Here is a 21,890-nt window from a genome sequence, read left to right as displayed (position 1 = left end):
AAACAACATGTCGAACTACAACTTTGCGCAGAACCCGGGCGGGCAACCGTCGACGGACGACCCGTCGCAGACTTCGGTGGGCGGTGGATCAGGGACGATGCTGTTCAACCGCAACGACCTCGAGTGCGTGATGCAGATGCCACTGCCGGGCGTCGTCATTTTCGTGCACGGGGTGAATTCGGAAGGGGAATGGTTCAAGGAGGCCGAGAAGGGGCTGTGTGCCGGATTGAACCGGCGCATGGGGCGTTATGACGATCAGCTGTTCCATTGGGGGCCGGTGGCCGGGCAGATGACGCCGGTCAGCTATATCGAAAGCCTGACGCCAGACGGTTTCCTGAATCCGGACATGTCGTCGAAGACGTACATCAAGCCCGATCCGTCCTTTTCGCCCGTCATCCACTTTCGGTGGGGCTATGCCGCGAATGCGGAGGAACTGCAGGAGTATGGCGACAAGATCATGCTCAACGAGAAGAATTACTGGGGCGGTGGTCCGTTCGCGGGCGGGTGTACGAGTTTGCCGGACCTGTGGAACGACGGGTTGAACGATCGGCTTTTTCTGTGGCTGACCGTCCAGCACATGAATGGCGTCGGCAATCGAAAAATCTACTCCACGCCACCGCGCACTTACGGTGTGCTTGGCGCACTGCGGCTGGCACGCCTGGTCGAATCGATCCGCAAGCGACAGGCCGACGTGCCGATCACGATCGTATGCCACAGCCAGGGAAACATGATCGGTCTCGCCGCGGCGTTTCTCGGTGACCGGTTGCCCGAGGTGACGGATCAGTGGGGCAAGAAAGGGCGTTGCGTCGCCGACACCTATGTGCTCGCCAATCCCCCGTACAGTCTCGTCGAGGCCAACATGACCGACTCATGGGCCCAGCGCGGGGTGCGCGACAAGAACGGGCACGTGGGGCGCGAGACCTATGTCGCGCGCAAGGAAACGCTGAGGGCGTACTTCGATATCCTGCGTGCGCGGGCCGAGCTCGAGATGCCCGCGGAGGATCTTGATCGCGCGATGGAAAACGCAAGACCGTCGAAGAACGGCGGCAAACCGTATAGCGCAGCCAAGGACCGGGAGGCGCATGGGTTGTACCAGAAAAACACCTACGGGAGAGTGACGCTGTACTGCTGCCCGCACGATCAGGTCATTTCCGCCTTGACCGTTCAGGGAATCGGCTGGCGCGGGATGAGTATCGATGAAATCAGTGCGACGAACGGGTGGGGCGTTTTCTCCCAACGCGTATTCGCGTCGAATTTCGAGGTGGGCGGAGAGAACAAGCTCTATCGGTATTGGCAGGACGACTGGCGCAAGGACAAGAACCAGAAGGAAGGTTTCTGGTATCCGCCATCACCGCCCGCGCGGTATGGTCTTGGACGAGGTATGCATTCCAATGAAGGGTTGTTCCCGAAGTTCATGACGCTGATAACGAGTCCCGCCCTCTATCTGTTCAATTTGACCGACATGAAGGTCAACGCCGATCCGCCAAAAGACTGGGAAATCCCGATCACGGCACCGATGCTCGACAAGGAAACGCGCTTTCTCCCGAAGGCGTTTCGCTACGACAAACCGTCGGGCGCTTGCGATGCGCAAGGGAAACCGATCGAGGAAGGGAGCTTCAACGAGAGCTACGATCCGCCGTCGGCTGCGCGTGACGCCAACAAGGAGAACAAGCGCGATGATGATCCGTACGACAACTTCGATGCGAAATCGGAAAAATTCAAGACTGAGGGTGATGCGCTGAAGGCGCAGGGGGATGCTGCATCCGAAGCTGCGCAGCGATATGAGGATCATTCCATTCTCCGGATGGAAGCGCGCAGATCCGGAAACCGTCGATGGGTGGACAAGTTCGGAAATGTGGTTGGGGAGGACAATCCGGGGGCAGCGAGCGCTGACTATACCGAATGGCGGAACAACGAGATATTTCAGATTCTGAACGGCGGGGATAAGAATAATCCCACCAATCATTCGACCATCATGACGAATGGTGAACATGCGGAAAAGGCTTTGGCTTACGATATTGCTATTGGGCTTTGCTATCTGACGGAAGACGACTTTGCGGATCTCAGGAAGCAGGCGGATTGGCGATTTTTGAGTGGATTGGTGAAGGATGGTCAAAATGAATTATTTGCGGAATATATAAGGAAGGGAAAGTATAAGGACATGTTTTTGCATAAATGGGTTAAAAGTGATCCGGTTGCAAGCATGCCCGAAAAAATCTACGACGAACGTGATGGCGGATTTTTCCTGCGGCTGGGGAGTGTGCTATGAAGGTGATTGTTGCCACTTGGCAGCGGCGATTTGGATTGGCGATTTTCGTCATGCTGTTGGCTGCGATCGCGTTATATGCAACGATGACGTTGCCGAGTAGTGCATCTGCCGAAAACTCAAGTGCAGGAGATCTGATGAAGAGAATGGTGCTGGTTCCTGGATTGTTGGCTGTGTTGGTATTTGTGTTTTCGACCATGTTGGCGACGTCGAGTGCCGTGGCTGCGACACCACGCACCGTGGGCGACGCTGAATCTAAAAGTGATTCGGTGAAGCCTTTTGTGGCGCAAGTCGTTGGCCTTGAATGGCTCAATCCTCTGCAACGCCGGGATTATCCGGCGGAATGGCAGTTATTATGGACGTTGGGTCTGGCTTCTGCGAACAAGAATGACGATATGGTGCGCACCAATCCTAAAAAGTACTCTGCCGTTCAAGCGATCTCAATCATCGCGGATGGCAGCTCGGGACGTGAATCATTTGGCGGATTTTACGAGAAATATATCGACGAGTTGCTCGTATTGTTTCGTACTAGATATTTTACCAATTCCAACTATTTCTATACCGTAAAACCTGGGGATAGAAGTAGATGGCGTGAGCTGGCTGGCGTGCATGTTGAACTGGCAATTCCTGATCGTCTCGATCCCATCAAGGCAAAGGCATATTTGCGTGATCAAATAATCAGCACGTTCGAGATCGGAAATTCGTCGGCAAAAGACCTGTGGAGCCACGACACACCGCCGGATGTGCATGTGACATCGGGGCAGGGGAATGCCGGCTTCACGTCGCTGAACGCGGCACTGGACTATCTGGCCGCCCACCCGGACAAAAGCGCGTGGGTGATGAACTGGGACGCACCGAGTTTCCCGCCGAAGGACGAACAGATCAACGAGAACATGGTGGTGCTGTTCCTCGCCGGCCCCGACCTGAAGACCGAGCGTGAGCCGCTGGCCTGGATCGGCAAGGCTGCTCGAAGCAACGTCAAGGATTTCGAGGCCAAGCAAGGCGCGAGCCGCGCGGTGCAGGCATGGAAGTCGGCGATCGATGCGGCCGCGAGTAATGCAGGCGTGCCGGTGTCGTCGGTGAATTACATCGTGCACGACGCGGGCAAGGGCAGCGATGCTGCATCGACACGCATTGCGTCACTGTCGCAGACGCTGACGGAAGTACTGCCCGAATACGATTTCCGTACGCAGACCTTCAATACATCGGCGCTACTGGGTGACATGGGCGCCGGTGCGGCGCTGACCGATGTGGCACTGGCAATCGGCCGCGCGAATCACCTCGGTGGCAATGTGCTCGTGGCCGGAACGACCGACACGGAGCATCCGACGGCAGTGGTCGTCGTCGCGCCTTCGAAGCTGACGCCGATCGACGCCGGCAAGGACTGGTTCCGCGCGCGCGGCGAGAACAACGCGTACTTGCCGTGGTGGGGGCGCCGTCACGACGCACGTCCGGCATCGCAAGGCTATTCGGAATAAGGAACGCGCATGCGCGGCATCATTCGAGTCGGCGACGCAACGAGCCACGGCGGTCAGGTCGTGACCGGCAGTGCTGTCAGCGAAGTGATGGGGCGGCCGGTCGCCCGGCTCGGTGACACGTGCGTCTGCCCGATCGCGGGCCATCAGGCCTGCTTTATCGCCGAAGGCGATCCGAAGGTCATCGTCGACGGGAAACCGGCTGCATTCGATGGTCACAAGACATCGTGCGGTGCGACGCTGATTTCGAGTCTAGCGTCGTCCGGACGGGAATGAATTTGCGGACCGGCGCGCGGGTTGGCCGGTTCGATCGGGGTATTCATGCACTGTTTCACTCTTGCCAGACGTATCGGGTGCGTCTCGATCGTGATGGCGACGCTCTTGTCGTGCTCGCCATTGCGGGTCGAGACGCGCGCTGCATCGACGCGATCCGTCGAAGGTGCGTCTGCCGCGCCGTTTGTTGCTCAAGTTGTCGGGCTTGCATGGCTCAATCCGCTGCAGCGTCGTGACTATCCGACCGAGTGGCAATTGCTGTGGACGCTCGGGTTGGTGAAGCCGAATGCCAACGACGATATGGTGCGCACAAACCCCAAAAAATACTCGACCTTGCAGGCGGTTTCCATCGTCGCGGACGGTAACTGGGGAAGTGAGACGTTTTCTGGGTTCTATGAAAAGTACGTCGACAAACTTCTGCTTCTCTTTCGTTTGCGATATTTTACGAACGAGGATTACTTCTATACCGTCAGCGCGAGTTCACGGCGGAAATGGAGGGAACTGGCTGGCATGCGAGTCGAGTTGGCTATTCCAGGTGATAGGCTGGCCTCTGAACCGGCAGCAGCATATCTGCGGGATCGTGCCGTCAACATTTTCGAAATCGGCAACCCCTCCGCAAAAAATCTATGGACCCGCGATACGCCGCCCGACGTGCACGTGACGCCGGGCCACGGCAATGCTGGCTTCACGTCGCTGAACGCGGCGCTGGACTATCTTGCATCGCATCCCGACAAAAGCGTGTGGGTGATGAACTGGGACGCACCCAGTTTTCCCCCGCACGACGAACAGATCAACGAGAACATGGTGGTGCTGTTCCTCGCCGGCCCGGATCTGAAGACCGAGCGCGAACCGCTGGCATGGATCGGCAAGGCGGCGCAAGGCGGCGTCAAGGATCTCGACGCGAAGCAGGGCGGCAGCCGCGCGGTGCCGGCATGGAAGTCGACGATCGACGCAGCCGCAGCCAATGCGGGCGTTACAGTCTCGTCGCTGAACTACGTTATCCACGACGCAGGCAAGGGCAGCGCCGCCGCGTCGGCAAGGGCCGCGTCCCTTTTGCAAGGGTTCGCGGAAGCCGTGCCGGAAAGCGACCTCCGCGGCGCGACCTTCAACACGTCGGCACTGCTCGGCGACATGGGGGCCGGCGCGGCGTTGACCGATGTGGCGCTCGCGATCGGCCGCGCAAATCATCTCGGCGGAAACGTGCTCGTGGCGGGCACGACCGACGCTGAGCATCCGACGGCCGTGGTCGTCGTCGCGCCATCGAAGCTGACGCCGATCGATCCCGACAAGGACTGGTTCCGCGCACGCGGAGAGAACAACGCGTACTTGCCGTGGTGGGGCCGCCGTCACGACGCGCGCCCGACGTCGCAAGGCTACTCGTACTAGGACGCGACACCCGCGTTAAGCAATCTGTAACAATCAGCGGAATGGCGAGAAGCCTATTCTTTCAAAATACTTTCCACTTCTCTTTGCCAATATGCACGAGGAAATCCTGATTCGCGCTCCGTCAAGGCACGGGCCCTGACGTGCCGGAGGCCGTGTCGGAATTCCTATCGTATGTCTTACATATCGCATGGAAATTGAAAGAATTTCCCGGCTTGACGCGCCACCCCGTCGCCCCTTATTGTCCGTCTGCCGCCCGTGAGAGAGCACGACGGCAATCGCGCAAGCGCGCCTCGCGCGCACGACAACACGTAGCAAAAAGCAGAAAAGGAAACGTGGTAGCCACATGAAGCCGCTATTCGACGACAACAAATCCGATGCGGTCAGCGATCGTCCGTCCACCTCGTCTTCGTCACCCGTCGCCGTGCCGGCAGCCGTCGCCCACGTCGTTGTGCCGGCAGCGTCGCCGACGGAACATGCGCGCCTGATCACCGTCGACGAGATCGATCAGCTCGGCGCGACGCAGGGCACGCGCATCGCCGCCTTCTCCCAGCAGATTCTCGCGAGCGTCCGGGCATCGGACGCCGACCAGTTCGGCGACAAGCTCAACGAGCTGATCGCGACCGCGAAGGGGCTCGACCCGCGCGGCGCCGACAAGGGCGGGCTGCTCACGCAGGTCACGCGGCTGTTTCGCTCGACCAAGGAGAAGCTGCTGTCGCAATACGAATCGGTGAGCAAGCGGATGGACACGCTCGTCGTCGAGCTCGAAAACCATGCGCAGCGCCAGAAGGCCGGCATCGACGAGCTCGAGCGGATGTACAACGACAATTACGCGCTGCATCAGGAGCTCGCGCAGTCGAAGGCGCACGGCGAAACGGCGCTCGCGACGCTGCGCGCGCATCTCGCGGCCGGCCAGCAGCCGGCCGACGATGCATTCGCCGCGCAGCGCCTGCTCGACGTGAAGCGCAAGGTCGATGCACTCGAAAGCAAGCTCGACGACCTCGATCGCGCGATGCTGATGTCGAAGCAGCTCGCGCCGCAGATCCGGATGGAGCAGGACCAGAAACGCACGCTGACGTCGAAGTTCATGACGATCAAGACCGTGCTGATCCCCGCGTGGACCAACGCGTTCGCGCTCTATCTCGAGCAACTCAGCACGAAGCGCGCTGCGGCGCTCGCGAACGCGACGTACGACGCGGCCGACGAGGCGATCCGCGCGCAGGCCGACCTGAATCGCCGGAACGCGCAGGAAGTCGCGAAGCTCGGCCAGCGTCCGGTGATCTCGACCGACACGTTCGAATACGCGCAGCAGCAGCTGTTCGGCGCGTTCGACGACATCACGCAGATCATCGCCGACGGCAAACGCCAGCGCGAGCAGGACGCGCCGCGCCTGCGCCAGCTCGAACAGGATCTGATCACCCGATTCGCTCCGAAGCACAACTAAGAGAACTGAGAGAACATCGCATGATTACGCTTGAGAAACGCGCGGCGAAGGTCGCGATCGTCCTCGAAAAACGTCAGATCCTGAAGCCGCCCGTCGTGCGCGTCGGCGCGGCGCTCGACATTTCGGGCTCCGCGAAGCCGCTGTACCAGTCGGGCGTGATCCAGGAGACGCACGACCGGATTCTCGGCATCGCACTGAAATTCGACGACAACGGCGAAGTCGACACGTGGACCTTCACCGAAGGCTACGATCGCCTGCCGACCGCGACGCCGGACAACTACGGCTCGTACATTTCCGATCATGTGCTCAACGCACGGATCGACAAGTGGGGCGGCACGCAGTACGCGCCGGTGATGAACGACATCGTCGACTTCTTCTTCCGCGCGCCGGAGCCGAAGCGCGAGGAAAAGCGCGGCTTCCTGAGCCGGCTGTTCGGTGGGGCGGACGACACGTCCGCGCCGGCCGCTTCGGCGCCCGTGAACGGCCATCTGCCCGCATGGGTGCTGTTCGTCACCGACGGGCAGAACCCGAAGAACGACCGCAAGCGCGTGCGCCAGTTGCTGGCCGAATCGCAGCATTTTCCGCTGTACTGGTCGCTCGTCGGCGTCGGCGATCCGAGCGAATTCGACTTCCTCGCGGAAGTCGCGGAGGAAATGCCGAACGTCGGCTTCCTGCATCTCGAATCGCTCGACCTCAGCGACGAACAGATCTACGAACAACTGATCACGCAGGAATTCTGCGACTGGGTGCGCGCGAAGTAAGCGCGCCCCGCCAGCCCATCTTTCCGAACTCGATTACCCCATCATGTTGAAAGACTTCAAGATCCCGTTGTCGCTCACGGCGCTCGCGCTGATCGCGGCCTATCTCCTCGGCGGCGTGAAGGACATGCTGATCGTCGCGGTCCTGTGCGTGCTCGAAATTTCGCTGTCGCTCGACAACGCGGTCGTCAACGCATCGGTGCTGAAGAACTGGTCGGAGAAGTGGCGCAACCGCTTCATGGTGTTCGGCCTGCCGGTCGCGGTGTTCGGCATGCGGCTCGTATTCCCGCTGCTGATCGTCGCGGTGATCGGCCACATCGGCCTGTGGGATGCGCTGACGCTCGCGATCGAATCGCCGGACAAGTACGCGGCGGTGCTGACGTCCGCGCATCACGAGGTGTCGGCGTTCGGCGGCGCGTTCCTGCTGATGGTGTTCTTCAAGTTCATGCTCGACACCGAGAAGGACGAGCACTGGATCGGCTTCCTCGAAGGCCCGATGCGCCATCTCGGGCGCATCACCGCGCTGGAGGTGGCGCTGACGCTCGCGATCGTGATCGTCGCGTCGTTCTACGTGCCGGCGGCCGAGCAGGTGAGCTTCCTGCTCGCGGGCGCGTTCGGCGTGATTGGCTTCGTGATCGCGCACGGCGTGGGCGACCTGGTCGGCGGCGAGGACACGGGCACGCGCGTGGTGCGCGAAGGCGTCGCGGGTTTCATGTATCTGGAAGTGCTCGATTCGTCGTTCAGCTTCGACGGCGTGATCGGCGCGTTCGCGTTGTCGAACAACATCTTCCTGATCGCGCTCGGCCTCGGCGTCGGCGCGGCCTACATCCGGGAGATGACGCTCGTGCTGCTGAAGAAGGGCACGCTCGCGCAGTACCGCTTTCTCGAGCACGGCGCGTTCTGGGCGATCGGCGCGCTCGCGACGATCATGTTCCTGGGCGTGAAATTCGAGGTGCCCGAGGTCGTCACGGGCCTGATCGGCGCGGCGATGATCGCCGCGGCCGTATGGTCGTCGATCGTCGTGCAGCGCAAGGAAGACCGCGCCGCGGTGGCGGGCAAGTGAGCACGCATCACGCGGCGCGATAACCATCAACGAGGGGCCGCCGCGGGCGGCCCGGCATCGCCGCCGGCGCAACGGCGGTTCCAGCAGAAGAGGTTCAGATGATCAATTTGTCGAAGGGCGGTCGGGTCAACCTGTCGAAGGAAGCGCCCGGCACGCAGAAATTCCGCATCGGTCTCGGTTGGGACGCGAACGCGACGGACACGGGCACGGATTTCGATCTCGACGTGTCGGTGTTCCTGTGCAAGTACGACGCGCAGAGCAATCCGAAACTGATCTCGGATCAGCATTTCGTGTTCTACAACAGCGAAGTGCGCACGATGGAGCGCAAGGAAACCTTCATCCAGCCGGGCGACGATTTCCCGAAGCGCGGAATGCCGTCGTCGAAGTGCCTGGGCGTCGTGCATAGCGGCGACAACCGCACGGGCAGCGGCGACGGCGACGACGAAGTGATCTTCATCGACATGACGAAGCTCGCGGCCGACGTCGAGGAAATCTCGGTGGTCGTGACGATCGACCAGGCCGAAGCGCGCCGCCAGAATTTCGGGCAGGTTCGCAACAGCTACATCCAGATCGCCGACGAGGTGTCGGGCGCGGTGATCGCGAAGTACGCGCTCGAGGAAGACTTCTCGATGGAGACGTCGGTGCAGGTCGGCAGCTTCTATCGTCGCGACGGCCACTTCATGTTCAAGGCGGTCGGCGCAGGCTACAACCGCGGCCTCGGCGATTTCGTCCGCGCGTACGGCGGCGCGGTCTGACTGGCGGGAGCCCGGCGCGCGGCACCCCGCCGCGCCGGGCAGGAAGCGGCGATGACGAATCCGTCCGACGAGCCGAAGCGGCTCGAGTTCGATACGACGCCCGAGCGCACGCCCGGGCGTCTCGCGTTCGACGCGCTGGCCGCGCCCGGTGTGTCGGTCGCGCGTGCGCCGGCGCGACCGGCACCTCGGGCGCTCGACTTCGGGCCGGCGCCCGCGTCCGATCAGGCCGTGCGCACGGCGCCCGCCGATGCGGTCGGCCGCGCGCTGTTTGGCGAATCGAATCACCCGCAGCTCGAAGCGTGCTTCCGCGCCGCGCAGGCCAGCTTTCCCCATCTCTATCCCGATTACGCGCCGCGCATCGAGCGGCATATCCGGCAACTGGTGCCGCTGAAGCTCGCGACGGTCGCGACGATCGGCGACGGCGCGCTGGAGACGGCCGGCAACCTCGTCGAGGCCGTCGCGGCGACGACGCGCGAATTCAACGAACTCGGCGCGGCCGACATGATGGCGGGGCTGCTCGCGCAGGCGACCCGCAAGGCCGGCATGTTCGAACGCTGGTTCGGTGGGGCGTCCGGCCATGTCGACTACCGCGCGGCGCTCGGCGCGCTCAAGCAGTCGCTCGGCTTTTTCCCGCGCCGTACCGAGGCGCTCGCCGCGGAGGTCCGCCATGCGGAGGAGAACCTCGTGGTCGTGCTCGCGGCGTTGAGCGCGGTGTCGGACGTCGTGCGGGCGCCGGACGATGCGGGCGTCGAGCGCGCGCTGTTCGACCGCCGCAACATCGTCGGGCAGGCCGTCCAGCAGATCCGGATGCAGCCGGCGCAACTGCGCGGGCTCGACGAGCGCGTGACCGACCTGCTGTCGCGCGCCGATCACCTGATGAACGTCGTGCTGCCGGCGGCGCTGGCCGCGCGGCCGTCGCGCTGAGCGCACGATACGGACGCATGCGCGTCGGCGCGTGCGGTCTCGTGTCGGGCGCGACGGTTTCGCGCGCGTGGCCGCGAGTCTGCTATCTTCCCGGGCATCTCATCGCTTTCCCGCCGATTTTCCATGACCGACCGCATCGTCGCCGCCTTCGATTTCGACGGCACCATCACGACTACCGACAGCTTTCGCCATTTCGTCCGCCATGCGGTCGGCACGCCGCGTTTCGCGTGGGCCGGGCTGCGGGCGTTGCCGTGGATCGTCGCGATGAAGGCCGGGCTGCTGTCACGCGGTGACGCGAAGGCGAAGTTCGCGTCGTTCGCGTTCGGGCCGATCCGCGAAGACGCGCTCGATGCGCAGGCGCGCAGGTTCGTCGACAGCTATCTGCCGAACCTCGTGCGTCCGGAGATGCTCGAGCGCATTCGCGAGCATCGCGCGCGCGGGCATGAAGTCGTGCTGGTCAGCGCGTCGCCGTCGCTGTATCTGGAGAAGTGGGCGAAGACGGCCGGCTTCGACGCCGTGCTGGCGACGCGGCTCGCGTTCGAGCGCGGCGTCTTCGCCGGGCGGCTCGACGGCGAGAACTGCTGGGGGCCGCAGAAGGTCGTGCGGCTGCGCGGCTGGTGGGGCGACCGGCCGCCGCAGCAGTTGTTCGCGTACGGCGACAGCCGCGGCGACAAGGAAATGGCCGAGCTCGCGAACTGGTCGTGGATCCGCGGGCAGGGACCGATGCCGCCGATCGGCGATCGATGAAGCGCCGATGCGTTGATGCGCGCCGTCGGCGTTACGCGTCGGCTTGCGCGCGGTGCGTGCCGCGAGACGGGCGATAGCCGCCCCAGCGATTCGCGCGCGCGAACGTGCCGACGTCGTTGAAGCGCACGCCGACTTCGCGCAGCGCCGCATGCGCGGTGCGCGCGGTCAGTTGCCGGATGTAGAACGGGTCGCGCACCACGAAGTGATGAATCGCGTGCGTGCTGCCGAAATTGAAGCAGAACAGCTGGAACGGCAGCATCCACCACGGGTTCAGCACCTGCGTCTGCTGGATCACGTTGCGCGAATCGATGTCGCCGAAATAGTGCATGTTCGAACTGACGAAGTTGATGCAGAAGCTGCGCACGAAGTTCGGCCCGAGCCACACCACCGCCAGGAAATCGACGACGCGCATCACGTGCTCGACGACGGCCGGCACCGTTACCGCGTAGCCGCATGCATGCAGCGCGAACAGGCCGACGTGATAGACGACGAACGCATGCCATAGCGTGTAGTACAGGTGACCGACCGGCATGTACGACGACACCTGCTCGACGCGCAACTGCAGGCGTTCGGACGGATCCTGCACCGGCTGTGCGGCCACGTACTGCTTCACCTTGCGGCGCATCGCGGCCGGTCGCAGCACGACGGCGAGCATGCCGTCCGCGATCATCAGCAGGCGCTTCACGCCCCAGCGCTCGCCGTTGGTGATGCCGAATTCCTCGAGATCCGATTCGCCGCCCGACACCTTGTGGTGATGCAGGTGCATGCGCCGGCGCGTCCACGGGTTGATCGTGCCGGGTCGCGTGAGCCAGCACAGCGCCATCATCAGGTGATACGCCCACGGCGTCTTCTTGAAGTACATCAGGTGGATCAGGTCGTGCTCGAGCTCGTGGATCAGCGACGTGACGAACGCGGCGAGCGGCAGCGCGACGTACCATGCGATCGCGCCGCGCGCATACAGCCATGCGATCGCGAGCATCGCGCTCACCGACGCGGCCATCACGGTCGCGCCGACGAGATTCTGGTTGTCGAGCAGCGGAAAGCGCGCGCGGATCGCGTCGCTCGCGGCGTTGACTTCGCGGCGGACGTACGCGACCTTGTCGGCGTCGTTTCGAAAGACGGTTCGTGCGGGTGGGCTCATCGACCGGAATCCGTGCGGAAAGAGTAGGGCGCAATGCCGATGCGACAAGCATAGGCGCGTGCCGGCGCGCATGCGAGGGCCGGCGGTGCCAATGGCGGTGTCATTTCGGGCCACGTTGGCCGGCAATCCGTGTTCGAGGCGCCGATACGCGGCTAGAGTGCCGCCGCGGTGTCATTGCGGGCCAGCGACGCTACAATCCGCCGAAACCGCCCGGAGTGAGCCGCATGGTCCCGTCCGTTCCGGATGCCGCGCGCCAGTTGAACAAGGCGACGGTGTCGTCCGCGTATGCGTTGTTCATGCTGATGCTGGCCGAGGAGCGCGGCATCGACGGCGGCCGCATTCTCGCCGGCTCGGGCGTCGAACGCGACCGGCTCGCGCAGCCCGATGCGCGCATCACGCCGCTGCAGCAGGCGACGATCGTGTTCAACCTGCTCGACGCGACCGACGATCCGTCGATCGCGATCGAGATCGGCTTGCGCAGCAGCCTGACGAAGGCGGGGCTGATCGGCTTCGGGCTGATGAGTTGCGCGACGCTCGGCGAGGCGATCGCGCTCGGCATCCGTTACCTGCCGACGCGCGTGCCGTTTTTCTCGGTGCGGCTCGCGCAGCTCGACGGCATCGTCGACATCGACGTGCTCGAAGCGTTTCCGCTCGGCCGGCTGCGCCAGTTCGCGATGGAAAACTTCCTGGTCGAGACCGCGATCCTGATCAATTCGCTGCTGTATCCGACGCCGGGGCGCACGCTGCAGTCGCGTGCCGAACTCCATTTCGAATGGCCCGAGCCGCCGTGGTTCGAGCGTTATCGCGCGCGGCTGCCGCGCTGCCATTTCGATGCGAGCGCGAACCGCATCCGCTGCGACGCCGCGCTGCTCGACGAGCCGATCGGCACCGCGAACGCGCAGACCGCGCAGATGATCGTCCAGCAGTGCGAGGCGGAGCTCGCGCGGCTCGGCTATGCGGAGAGCATCGTCGAGCGCGTGCGCAACCTGCTGATCTGCGACGAGGGCGGCTATCCGTCGGTCGACGACGTCGCGCGCGAGTTGCACGTGTCGGCGCGCACGCTCAAGCGCAAGCTCGCCGCATACGGCGCGACCTATTCGGCGCTGCTCGACGAGATCCGGCTGCGCGACGCGCTGCGGCTGCTCGAAGGCACACGGCTGCCGGTCGACGAGATCGCGGCGCGCGTCGGCTATACCGACCGCGCCAATTTCACGCGCGCGTTCAAGCGCTGGACGGGCGTTGCACCGAGCGAGCGGCGCTGAACGCCGAACCGGCATCGGCGTGCCGGCTCCCGCTCGCGCGCCGATGCTTCTTCAAACCTTCATGCCTTCAGACGATCGCGATCCAGTTCGCGCCGCGGCCGCCCGGCACGCGCGTGTGCAGCGACAGCGTGCCGTCGTCCGGCGCGATCGCATACACCGCCACGTGTTCCGACCGTTCGCCGCAGGCGACGAGCCAGCGTCCCGACGGATCGATCGCGAACCCGCGCGGCTGGGTTTCGGTGGCCGTCGCATGCGTGGGCTCGAACGACCCGTCTTCGTGGCGGCGATAGCCGAGCAACCGGCTCGACGTGCGCTCGCTGACGTATGCGAAACGCATGTCGGGCGTCAGGTGCAGATCGGCGGCCCACACGGACGGCTCGGCGGGGGCGGGCGGACGCGCATGGCCTTGCGCGAGGTCGGCGACGGCCGGGTGGCGCGCACTCACGCGTGCGTCGCCGAGCCGGCCGGTGTCGGTGTCGCGGGCGAAGGTCGCGAGCGTGCCCTGGAATTCGCTGACGACGACCAGCGTGCGGCCGTCATCCGCGAACCGCAGGTGACGCGGACCGAAGCCGGCCGGCACGCGCGTTTCGCCGTGTTCGACCGCGCGCAGGCCGGCAGCGTCCTCGACGAGCGCGAAGCCGAACACGCGGTCCGAGCCGAGCGAGCTGACGTACGCGAAACGGTCGTCCGGCGACACGATCACCGCGTGCGCGTTCGCGATGCCGCCCGCGACTTGCAGCGGCGCGCCGTCGCCGTCGCGCACGCGTGCCGCGTCGTAGACGCTCAGCGAATTTCCGCCGTACGATGCGCCGAGCAGCCAGCGGCCGCTGCGGTCGAGCGACAGGTACGCATGGCTCGCGTCGATCGCGGTCGTGCCGATGCGCGCGAGCGTGCCCGTGGCGGCGACGCGGAACGCGACGATCGTCGGCTGCTCGCCGCGCGTCGCGACGTAGAGCCGCGTGCGGTCGGCCTGCACGGCGATCGGCATCGCGACGTCGGCGGCCGGATAGCGGGCGAGCGGCGCGAGCGTGCCGTCGCCGGCGAGGGAGAACGTGGCGAGGTCGCCGTCGGCGGCATTCGAGACGACGACGATCAGGCGGTCAGTGTTCGGCATGGCGGAGCATCGGGGCGTGCGTGAGGGAATCGTCGGCCGGCCGGCCGCGCGGCGGATCGCCGCGCCGCTGCGTGCGCGCGAACAGCGCGGCGACCGCGGCGACGAGCGAAGCGATCGCGAGCGCATACAGCCCGCCCGTGATCGAACCCGTATGTTGCTTCAGATAGCCGAAGGCCGTCGGCGCGACGAAGCCGCCGAGGTTGCCGACCGAGTTGATCAGCGCGATCACGGCCGCGGCCACGCGCGTGTCGAGATAGCCCTGCGGGATCGGCCAGAACAGCGACGCCGCCGCCTTGAAGCCGAGCGCGGCGAAGCAGATCGACGCGAAAGACCACACCGGATCGGGCGACGTCGACGCGAACAGCCCGCACGCGGCGAGCGCGAGCGCGAACGCGAGCCAGCGCTGCGGATGCTTCCACTTCGACGACAGCACCGCGAAGCCGTACATCGCGCCGATCGCGATCATCCACGGAATCGTGTTGTACAGGCCGACCTGGAAATCGGTGAGGCCACCCATCTTGCGGATGATGGTCGGCAACCAGAACGTGGCCGCGTAGATCGTCAGCTGGATCGAGAAGTAAAGGAAGCAGAACAGCACGATCTGCGGATCGCGCAGCAGCGTGGTGGCGCGCACCGGCACGTTCGAGCGGACGTCGCGCGTGGCGCGCTCGTCGTCGAGTGCGTTCTGGAGCGCCGTGCGTTCCGCGGGCGTGAGCCACGTCGCGTCGCGGATATGCGATTTCAGCAACAGCCAGCTCGCGCCGCACAGTGCAACCGAGAACAGCCCCTCGATCAGGAACATCCATTGCCAGCCTTCGAGGCCGAAGCCGCGGATCGACAGCAGCGCGCCGGTGACGGGCCCCGACAGCACCGACGCGAACGCGGAGCCGCCGAGGAAGATCGCCATCGCCTTGCCGCGCTCCTGCGGCGGCAGCCATTGCGACAGGTACAGCACGACGCCGGGGAAGAAGCCGGCCTCGGCCGCGCCGAGCAAAAAGCGCAGCACGTAGAACGACGTGTCGTTCCACACGAACGCCATCGCGGCCGCGACGATGCCCCACGTCGCCATGATCCGCGCCAGCCATACGCGCGCGCCGTAGCGCTGCATCAGCAGGTTCGACGGCACTTCGAACAGCGCATAGCCGACGAAGAACAGCCCGGCGCCGAGCCCGTACGCGGCCGCGCCGATGCCGATCGATGCTTCGAGATGGCGATCGACGAAGCCGACGTTCACGCGGTCGATGTAGTTCGCGACGAACATGATCAGCACGAGCGGCAGCACGTGCCACTTCACTTTCGAGACGGCGGACGCGAGCGGATCGCGGCCGGGCAGGGCGGACGAGGGCGGGTTCAACGGTGTCTCCGGTCGGGCCGCGGACGGGGCGGCAGCCCCGTGTCGGCGTCTGGGTGGCGGTTTGTGTAGTACGTCGTCGTATGACATGGTACGCCGGAGTATCGGGGATGGCGTCGCGGGTTTACCCGGAAATTTTCCCAATAATGACGAAATTTCCGACTAGAGATGTTCCGCCGCTAACGTCTGATGACGTATGACATAGAGCCGGTTACCGGCGCGACGAGCGAAGCCTTCGCGGGAGGTCGTCCCCGCATATGAAGGGCAGAAGCACGGCGCGAGCGCGTTCAACGACGCGCAGGCGACTCGCGAGCCGTTTGCAGCGCAGGGCGGCTACGCTCCATCGACGGATGCGCTCGCGGTTGCGGCAAAATACGTCGCGTGCGAACCCGGCGACGGGCGCGACGCTCGCCGCGAACCGCGGCGATTTCATGCCTTGACGACGGAGCAACGGATCATGCAGGACAACCAGTACGCGCGGCATGTGTTCGCGTTCAACGGCGACGCGGACGGCCTGTGCGCGCTTCAGCAGTTGCGGCTCGCGCAACGCGTGCAGGGCACGCTCGTGACCGGCGTGAAGCGCGACATCAGGCTGCTCGAGCGTATCGACGCGGGCGCTGGCGACCTCGTCACCGTGCTCGACGTGTCGCACGACCAGAACCGCGACGCGTGCGCGCGGCTGCTGCGCGACGGCGCGACGGTCCGTTACTTCGATCATCACTTTGCAGGCGAACTGCCGGACCACCCGCGCTTCGACGCGCATATCGACACGGCCGCCGACGTCTGCACCAGCGCGATCGTGAACCGCCATCTTGGCGGCCGGTACGCGCGCTGGGCGATCGTCGCGGCATTCGGCGACGAACTGCCGGCGCTCGGCGATGCGCTGGCGCGCGAGCACGGCGTCGACGAAGCCGAGCGTTGCATGCTCGCGGAGCTCGGCTGCTATCTGAACTACAACGCATACGGCGAGTGCGTCGGCGATCTGCATTTCGATCCGGCGGCGCTCGCCGACGCGATGCTGCCGTGCATCGATCCGCTCGATTTCGTGTGCGAGACGGCCGTGTTCGCCGCGTTGCGCGACGGTTACCGCGACGACATGGCGCGTGCATGCGCGCTCGCGCCGGTGCGCGAGGTGCCGGGCGCGGCGCTCGTGCGGATGCCCGATCTCCCGTGGGCGCGGCGCGCGATCGGCATGCTCGCGAACGAGCGGATGCGCAATGCGCCGCATGCGGCGCTCGCGGTGCTGTCGCCGCGCGCGGACGGCGGCCTCGTCGTCAGCGTACGCGTGCCCGACGGCCGGCCGATCGGCGCGGACGAGTTCTGCCGCGGCTTCTCGACCGGCGGCGGGCGCAAGCGCGCGGGCGGCATCAACCATCTGCCGGAAGCCGAGTTCGATGCGTTTGCCGAGCGCTTCGAGGCCGCGTTCCGGCTCGATTGACGCGATCCATCGTGACGACCCGCTCGGTCGGTCGCACCGGCGGTACGGTCGGTCCGTCGGGCGGCCGCAGCGCGATGCGATGCGTTCGGCGTTGCACCAGCCGTGCGGATGCGCGGTGTGCGAGAAACCGCTCGACGCACCGCAGCCGCGGAAACATGCCGTGCGTGCCGCCTTCCGGCAGTGCGACTTCCATCGAATCGAAGCCGATCGTGCGGCCGCACGCGGTGTCGGCGTGACGCGCCGGCGGTGACGGCCGGCGTCGACACCGTGCGGCGCAGCCGCGACAATACGCGTCTCTTTTTGCTTTCGCCATCGAGGTGCCTGCCCGTGCTCGCCCAGTCGTCCGTTGCCCCCGCGATCGTCTGGTTCCGCGACGATCTGCGCATCACCGATCAGCCCGCGCTGACGCGCGCGGTCGCATCCGGCCGGCCGCTCGTCTGCGTTTTCGTCGACGACACGGGAGCCGGCGCCGGGCCTGCGCTCGGCGGTGCGGCGCGCTGGTGGCTGCACGGGTCGCTGGCAGGGCTGGACGCCGCGCTCGCGCGGCAGGGCGGGCGCGTGCTGCTGTTGCGCGGCGACGCGCCGCGCGAGATCGAGCGCGTCGTCGGCGACACGGGCGCGGCGGCCGTGTACTGGAACCGCCGCTATGCGCAGCCGCAGCGTGACGCCGACGCGGCGCTGAAGGCGTCGCTCAAGGCGCGCGGCGTGACGGTGGAGAGCAGCAACGGCAGCCTGCTGAACGAGCCGTGGGAGGTGCTGACGGGCAGCGGCGGCCCGTATCAGGTGTTCACCGCGTACTGGCGCGCGGCGCGGCGCGATCGCACGGTCGCCGCGCCGCTGCCGGCACCCGGGCGGATCGCGTTTCATCCGTGGCCGAAGGCCGTGTGCGATCGCGCGCTGGCGCTCGACGCACTCGCGTTGCGTCCGCATGCGCCGGACTGGGCCGGCGGCCTGCGCGATGCGTGGCCGGCGCCCGACGAGGCCGGCGCGCACGCGCAACTCGACACGTTCGTGACGACCGCGCTCGCCGGCTATGCGGACGCGCGCGACCGGCCCGATCGGCCGGCGACGAGCCGGCTGTCGCCGTTCCTGCGCTTCGGCAACGTGTCGCCGCGGCAGGTGTGGCATGCGGTGCAAGGCGCCGCGAGTGCGGGCGGCGCGGCGTATGCGGCGCACGCCGACAAATTTCTGAGCGAGCTCGGCTGGCGCGAATTCAGCTACATGCTGCTGTATCACTTCCCGGCGCTCGCGACCGACAACTTCCGCGCGCAATTCGATGCGATGCCGTGGCGCGCCGATCCTGCGGCGTTACGTGCATGGCAACGCGGGCGGACAGGCTACCCGCTCGTCGATGCGGGCCTGCGCGAGCTGTGGACGACCGGCTGGATGCACAACCGCGTGCGGATGGTCGTCGCGTCGTTCCTCGTCAAGCATCTGCTGATCGATTGGCGCGCGGGCGAAGCATGGTTCCGCGACACGCTGGTCGACGCCGATCCCGCGAACAATGCGGCGAGCTGGCAGTGGGTGGCCGGCTGCGGCGCCGACGCCGCGCCGTATTTCCGCATCTTCAATCCGGTCGCGCAGGGGCAAAAGTTCGACCCGGACGGTGCGTACGTGCGGCGCTGGGTGCCCGAGCTTGCCGGCCTCGACGATGCGTCGATCCATGCGCCCTGGGAAGCGTCGCCGCTGGCGCTCGAGGCGGCCGGTGTACGGCTCGGCGTCGACTACCCGGCACCGCTCGTCGAGCACGCGGCCGCGCGCGCCCGGGCACTCGATGCGCTGGCGGCGTTGCCGAAGCGCCGCTGATCGCTCGCCCCGGTTTGCCGCCTCAATTGCAGAACGCGACGTGCTCGAGCAGCGCGTACACGACGCCCGCATCGAAGTAGGCCGCGCCGCACCACGCGACGAACGCGAGCGTGCCGGCCGCCAGTGCCGCGCGGATCATGCCCACGCCGCGCGGCCCGATGCCGGGCGCGCGACGCGCGCGTCGTCGATCGGCAGGTGCAGCAACGCCGCGAGCACGCCGAGCGCGATCGAGCCGATCCACAGCGGCAGGTACGAATGCGTCGCGTCGTACACGATCGCACCGAGCCACACCCCGAAGAAGCTGCCGAGCTGGTGCCCGAAGAACACGAAGCCGAACAGCGTCGCGATGTAGCGCACGCCGAACACCTGCGAGATCACGCCGTTCGTCAGCGGCACCGTGCCGAGCCACGTGAACCCCATCACGGCTGCGAACCCGTAGACGCTCGCGGGCGACAACGGCGCGGCGACGAACGCGGCCATCGCGAATGCACGCACGAGGTACAGCACCGACAGCACGTACTTGCGCCGCAGCAGCCCGCCCAGCTGCCCGCACGCGTAGGTGCCGGCCACGTTGGTCAGCGCGATCAGCGCGAGCGCGACACTTGCGTGGCGCGCCGGCAGGCCGTGGTCGAGCAGGTAGGCGGGCAAGTGCGTCGCGATGAACGCGAGCTGGAAGCCGCATGCGAAGAAGCCCGCGTTCAGCAGCCAGAAGCCGCGATGCGCGAACGCCTCGCGCACGGCCTCGCCGATCGACTGGTCGGGGCCGGCTGCGGCGCCGGCCGCCTGAGCGGGCCGGTCGCGCAGCAGCACGGCGAGCGGTGCGAGCAGCGCGGCGACGAGCGCCAGCGCGACGAACGCGTGCCGCCAGCCGATGCCGCCGATCAGTTCCTGCGCGACGGGCACCATGCAGAACTGGCCGAGCCCACCGATCGCGCCGGCGATACCGAGCGCCCAGCCGCGCCGGTCGGGCGGGAACAGGCGGCTCAGCGCGCCGTAGATCGACGCGAACGCCGAGCCCGACAGCGCGACGCCGATCACGAGCCCGGCGCCGACCGTGAACAGGCCGGTCGACGCAGCGTGCGCCATCGTGACGAGCCCGGCCGCGTACAGCAGCATGCCGGCGACGATCACGCGCACCGAGCCGAAGCGGTCGGCCACCATCCCGGTGAACGGCTGCGCGACGCCCCAGATCAGGTTCTGCAGCGCCAGCGCGAGCCCGAACGCTTCGCGCGACCAGCCGTGGTCGAGCGAGACGGGCGCGAGGAACAGGCCCTGCACGTGGCGGATGCCGAGCGCGGCGCCCATGATCAGACCGCCTGCCAGCACGGGCAGCCAGCGGCGCCGGACTTCCTGTTCGATCGGGGTCATGCGTGTCTCCGGATGAAGGCGCGCAGCGAAACGGCCGCGCTCGATCCCGATTAGACGAGCGGGGCGGCCGCCGCTCAAGCGATCATTCGGTCAGGTTGGCATGCGCAACGGGAATGCGAAGCGGGCGGCCGTCGTCTGCGCTCGCGCGCATCCGCACCGCCGGCTCACGCCGACGTCGTATCGTGCGCGTGCATCGCCGCGTCGCATTCGGCCGCTTCGGCGAGTATCCAGTCGCGCACGTCGGCGACTTCGCGGCGCGGGGCCGGATCGTGCTGGAACAGCCAGTAGCCGTACGTTTCCGATCGCGTCCGCGTGTGCGGCCCGAGCACCGCGAGCCGGCCGTCGGCGAGCATCGGCGCGACGAGCGCGAGCCGGCCGAGCGCGATGCCCTGGCCCGCGATCGCGGCCTGGATCACCTGGTCGTACTGGTTGAAGCGCAACACGCCTTTCGGGCGCGCGTCGCCGAGCCCCGCCGCGTGCAGGTGCGCGTGCCACTGCAGTTGCGGCTGCGGCGGCCCGTCGAATTCGAGCAGCACGTGATCGGCGATCGCCGCCGCGCTCGCGACCGGCCGCGCGGCGAGCGCGGGATGCGCGACCGGCACGACGATCTCGTCGAACAGGCGCAGCGCACCGGCCGGCGCACGGTCGCGCGGGCAGTAGCGGATGCCGAGGTCGATGCCTTCGGCGCGCAAATCGAGTACCTTGTCGTTCGCGGCGACGCGCAGGTCGATCGCGGGCAGCCGCGCCTGCAACCGTCCGAGCCGCGGCAGCAGCCAGAGCGCGGTCACGCCGATGCTGGCGGTGATCGTCACGGGCTGGCGCTCGCGCACGGCGGCGAGCGACGCGACGGTGTCCTGCAGGCTGTGCAGCGCCGCATCGGCGACGCGGAACAGCCGCTCGCCTTCCGGCGTGAACGCGATCTTCCGGTAGCCACGCTGCAGCAAGGTCACGCCGAGATGCGCTTCGAGCGCATGGACCTGACGGCTGACCGCCGACTGCGTGACGCACAGGTCCTGCGCGGCGAGCGTGATGCTCATGCGGCGGCCGACGGCGACGAAACCGCGGACGAGATCGAGCGACGGGAGACGGACGAGTGGCGTTGACATGCGTGCGGCTCATGCGAACGGAGCAGCAAGATTGGTTGAGAACGCGGCACGCGTCAAGTTCAATGGAGGCGGGTCGATCGTGGAAGCGGGGCCGAGCAAGCGCCGAGGCGGCGACCCGGACCGACCCGGAAGCATGGGATTCCAGTAAGCGCCGAAGCGCTAACGAGGGCGACCGCCCCGTACGAGAACCCGGTAAGCGCTGCAGCGCCAACTGGG

The 21,890-nt window shown here is 66.2% G+C and carries 18 protein-coding genes; 13 read left to right on the top strand and 5 right to left on the bottom strand.

Features of this window, described 5'->3' with window-relative positions:
• Positions 1–7: 7 nt before the first annotated feature.
• From WS54_RS24445 to WS54_RS24400, 10 genes are all read left to right on the top strand, one after another.
• Entirely contained in the window at positions 8–2,269 is a 2,262-nt protein-coding gene (locus tag WS54_RS24445; protein ID WP_059782073.1) for a T6SS effector phospholipase Tle3 domain-containing protein, read from the top strand.
• Positions 2,266–3,744 (top strand): virulence factor, encoded by a 1,479-nt coding sequence (locus WS54_RS24440; RefSeq protein ID WP_108041956.1) that lies wholly within the window; start codon positions 2,266–2,268, stop codon positions 3,742–3,744. The genes WS54_RS24445 and WS54_RS24440 overlap by 4 nt, the downstream gene beginning before the upstream one ends.
• Positions 3,745–3,753: 9 nt before the next feature.
• Complete coding sequence (locus WS54_RS24435) at positions 3,754–4,017, top strand: PAAR domain-containing protein (protein ID WP_034207808.1); 264 nt, start codon at positions 3,754–3,756, stop codon at positions 4,015–4,017.
• A gap of 45 nt (positions 4,018–4,062) precedes the next feature.
• Complete coding sequence (locus WS54_RS24430; RefSeq protein WP_059782109.1) at positions 4,063–5,400, top strand: hypothetical protein; 1,338 nt, start codon at positions 4,063–4,065, stop codon at positions 5,398–5,400.
• Between the two features lie 343 nt (positions 5,401–5,743).
• On the top strand, positions 5,744–6,841 hold the full coding sequence (locus WS54_RS24425; RefSeq protein WP_059782076.1) for a toxic anion resistance protein: 1,098 nt from the start codon (positions 5,744–5,746) through the stop codon (positions 6,839–6,841).
• A 20-nt stretch (positions 6,842–6,861) separates the two neighbouring features.
• Positions 6,862–7,602, top strand: a complete 741-nt coding sequence (locus tag WS54_RS24420) for a VWA domain-containing protein (RefSeq protein ID WP_059782078.1) — start codon at positions 6,862–6,864, stop codon at positions 7,600–7,602.
• A gap of 43 nt (positions 7,603–7,645) precedes the next feature.
• Positions 7,646–8,662 (top strand): DUF475 domain-containing protein, encoded by a 1,017-nt coding sequence (locus WS54_RS24415; RefSeq protein WP_034207805.1) that lies wholly within the window; start codon positions 7,646–7,648, stop codon positions 8,660–8,662.
• A gap of 98 nt (positions 8,663–8,760) precedes the next feature.
• On the top strand, positions 8,761–9,417 hold the full coding sequence (locus WS54_RS24410) for a TerD family protein (protein ID WP_006482759.1): 657 nt from the start codon (positions 8,761–8,763) through the stop codon (positions 9,415–9,417).
• 51 nt (positions 9,418–9,468) lie between these two features.
• Positions 9,469–10,341 (top strand): hypothetical protein, encoded by an 873-nt coding sequence (locus WS54_RS24405; protein ID WP_059782079.1) that lies wholly within the window; start codon positions 9,469–9,471, stop codon positions 10,339–10,341.
• Between the two features lie 123 nt (positions 10,342–10,464).
• Entirely contained in the window at positions 10,465–11,088 is a 624-nt protein-coding gene (locus WS54_RS24400) for an HAD family hydrolase (protein WP_034207802.1), read from the top strand.
• A 31-nt stretch (positions 11,089–11,119) separates the two neighbouring features.
• On the opposite strand, the gene WS54_RS24395 is transcribed toward WS54_RS24400, so the two are convergent.
• On the bottom strand, positions 11,120–12,229 hold the full coding sequence (locus WS54_RS24395) for a fatty acid desaturase (RefSeq protein ID WP_059782081.1): 1,110 nt from the start codon (positions 12,227–12,229) through the stop codon (positions 11,120–11,122).
• A gap of 224 nt (positions 12,230–12,453) precedes the next feature.
• Here WS54_RS24395 and WS54_RS24390 point away from each other — a divergent pair, with 224 nt between their 5' ends.
• Positions 12,454–13,491, top strand: a complete 1,038-nt coding sequence (locus WS54_RS24390; RefSeq protein WP_034207800.1) for an AraC family transcriptional regulator — start codon at positions 12,454–12,456, stop codon at positions 13,489–13,491.
• 67 nt (positions 13,492–13,558) lie between these two features.
• On the opposite strand, the gene WS54_RS24385 is transcribed toward WS54_RS24390, so the two are convergent.
• Together WS54_RS24385 and WS54_RS24380 are read right to left on the bottom strand one after the other, a co-directional pair.
• A complete protein-coding gene (locus WS54_RS24385) occupies positions 13,559–14,605 on the bottom strand; it encodes a lactonase family protein (RefSeq protein ID WP_059782083.1) in 1,047 nt (348 codons plus the stop codon).
• On the bottom strand, positions 14,592–15,959 hold the full coding sequence (locus WS54_RS24380; protein ID WP_059782085.1) for an MFS transporter: 1,368 nt from the start codon (positions 15,957–15,959) through the stop codon (positions 14,592–14,594). The genes WS54_RS24385 and WS54_RS24380 overlap by 14 nt, the downstream gene beginning before the upstream one ends.
• 454 nt (positions 15,960–16,413) lie before the next feature.
• Here WS54_RS24380 and WS54_RS24370 point away from each other — a divergent pair, with 454 nt between their 5' ends.
• Together WS54_RS24370 and WS54_RS24365 are read left to right on the top strand one after the other, a co-directional pair.
• On the top strand, positions 16,414–17,394 hold the full coding sequence (locus WS54_RS24370) for a DHH family phosphoesterase (protein WP_059782111.1): 981 nt from the start codon (positions 16,414–16,416) through the stop codon (positions 17,392–17,394).
• A 327-nt stretch (positions 17,395–17,721) separates the two neighbouring features.
• Complete coding sequence (locus tag WS54_RS24365) at positions 17,722–19,200, top strand: cryptochrome/photolyase family protein (RefSeq protein WP_179955211.1); 1,479 nt, start codon at positions 17,722–17,724, stop codon at positions 19,198–19,200.
• Positions 19,201–19,335: 135 nt separating this feature from the next.
• Here the strand turns inward: WS54_RS24365 and WS54_RS24360 are convergent, their stop codons facing one another.
• Positions 19,336–20,568 carry an MFS transporter gene (locus WS54_RS24360; RefSeq protein ID WP_059782089.1) on the bottom strand — a complete coding sequence of 411 codons (1,233 nt, stop codon included), beginning with the start codon at positions 20,566–20,568 and terminating at the stop codon, positions 19,336–19,338.
• Between the two features lie 164 nt (positions 20,569–20,732).
• The gene (locus WS54_RS24355) at positions 20,733–21,674 is read right to left on the bottom strand and encodes a LysR substrate-binding domain-containing protein (protein WP_059782091.1); all 942 of its coding nucleotides are present in this window, start codon (positions 21,672–21,674) and stop codon (positions 20,733–20,735) included.
• Positions 21,675–21,890: the final 216 nt, after the last annotated feature.

Origin of the sequence: Burkholderia sp. NRF60-BP8, from assembly GCF_001522585.2 — a bacterium.
GTDB lineage: Bacteria > Pseudomonadota > Gammaproteobacteria > Burkholderiales > Burkholderiaceae > Burkholderia.
Note: the sequence above shows the minus strand (reverse complement) of the source record. Positions and strands in the feature narration are given on the sequence as shown.

Bases quoted from the DNA above. Each gene is read 5' to 3' on its own strand.
- WS54_RS24425 (WP_059782076.1), top strand. From the start codon at position 5,744: ATGAAGCCGCTATTCGACGACAACAAATCCGATGCGGTCAGCGATCGT.
- WS54_RS24440 (WP_108041956.1), top strand. From the start codon at position 2,266: ATGAAGGTGATTGTTGCCACTTGGCAGCGGCGATTTGGATTGGCGATT.
- WS54_RS24390 (WP_034207800.1), top strand. From the start codon at position 12,454: ATGGTCCCGTCCGTTCCGGATGCCGCGCGCCAGTTGAACAAGGCGACG.
- WS54_RS24405 (WP_059782079.1), top strand. From the start codon at position 9,469: ATGACGAATCCGTCCGACGAGCCGAAGCGGCTCGAGTTCGATACGACG.
- WS54_RS24370 (WP_059782111.1), top strand. From the start codon at position 16,414: ATGCAGGACAACCAGTACGCGCGGCATGTGTTCGCGTTCAACGGCGAC.
- WS54_RS24415 (WP_034207805.1), top strand. From the start codon at position 7,646: ATGTTGAAAGACTTCAAGATCCCGTTGTCGCTCACGGCGCTCGCGCTG.
- WS54_RS24385 (WP_059782083.1), bottom strand. From the start codon at position 14,605: ATGCCGAACACTGACCGCCTGATCGTCGTCGTCTCGAATGCCGCCGAC.
- WS54_RS24360 (WP_059782089.1), bottom strand. From the start codon at position 20,568: ATGACCCCGATCGAACAGGAAGTCCGGCGCCGCTGGCTGCCCGTGCTG.
- WS54_RS24355 (WP_059782091.1), bottom strand. From the start codon at position 21,674: ATGTCAACGCCACTCGTCCGTCTCCCGTCGCTCGATCTCGTCCGCGGT.
- WS54_RS24410 (WP_006482759.1), top strand. From the start codon at position 8,761: ATGATCAATTTGTCGAAGGGCGGTCGGGTCAACCTGTCGAAGGAAGCG.
- WS54_RS24400 (WP_034207802.1), top strand. From the start codon at position 10,465: ATGACCGACCGCATCGTCGCCGCCTTCGATTTCGACGGCACCATCACG.
- WS54_RS24420 (WP_059782078.1), top strand. From the start codon at position 6,862: ATGATTACGCTTGAGAAACGCGCGGCGAAGGTCGCGATCGTCCTCGAA.
- WS54_RS24395 (WP_059782081.1), bottom strand. From the start codon at position 12,229: ATGAGCCCACCCGCACGAACCGTCTTTCGAAACGACGCCGACAAGGTC.
- WS54_RS24430 (WP_059782109.1), top strand. From the start codon at position 4,063: ATGCACTGTTTCACTCTTGCCAGACGTATCGGGTGCGTCTCGATCGTG.
- WS54_RS24445 (WP_059782073.1), top strand. From the start codon at position 8: ATGTCGAACTACAACTTTGCGCAGAACCCGGGCGGGCAACCGTCGACG.
- WS54_RS24435 (WP_034207808.1), top strand. From the start codon at position 3,754: ATGCGCGGCATCATTCGAGTCGGCGACGCAACGAGCCACGGCGGTCAG.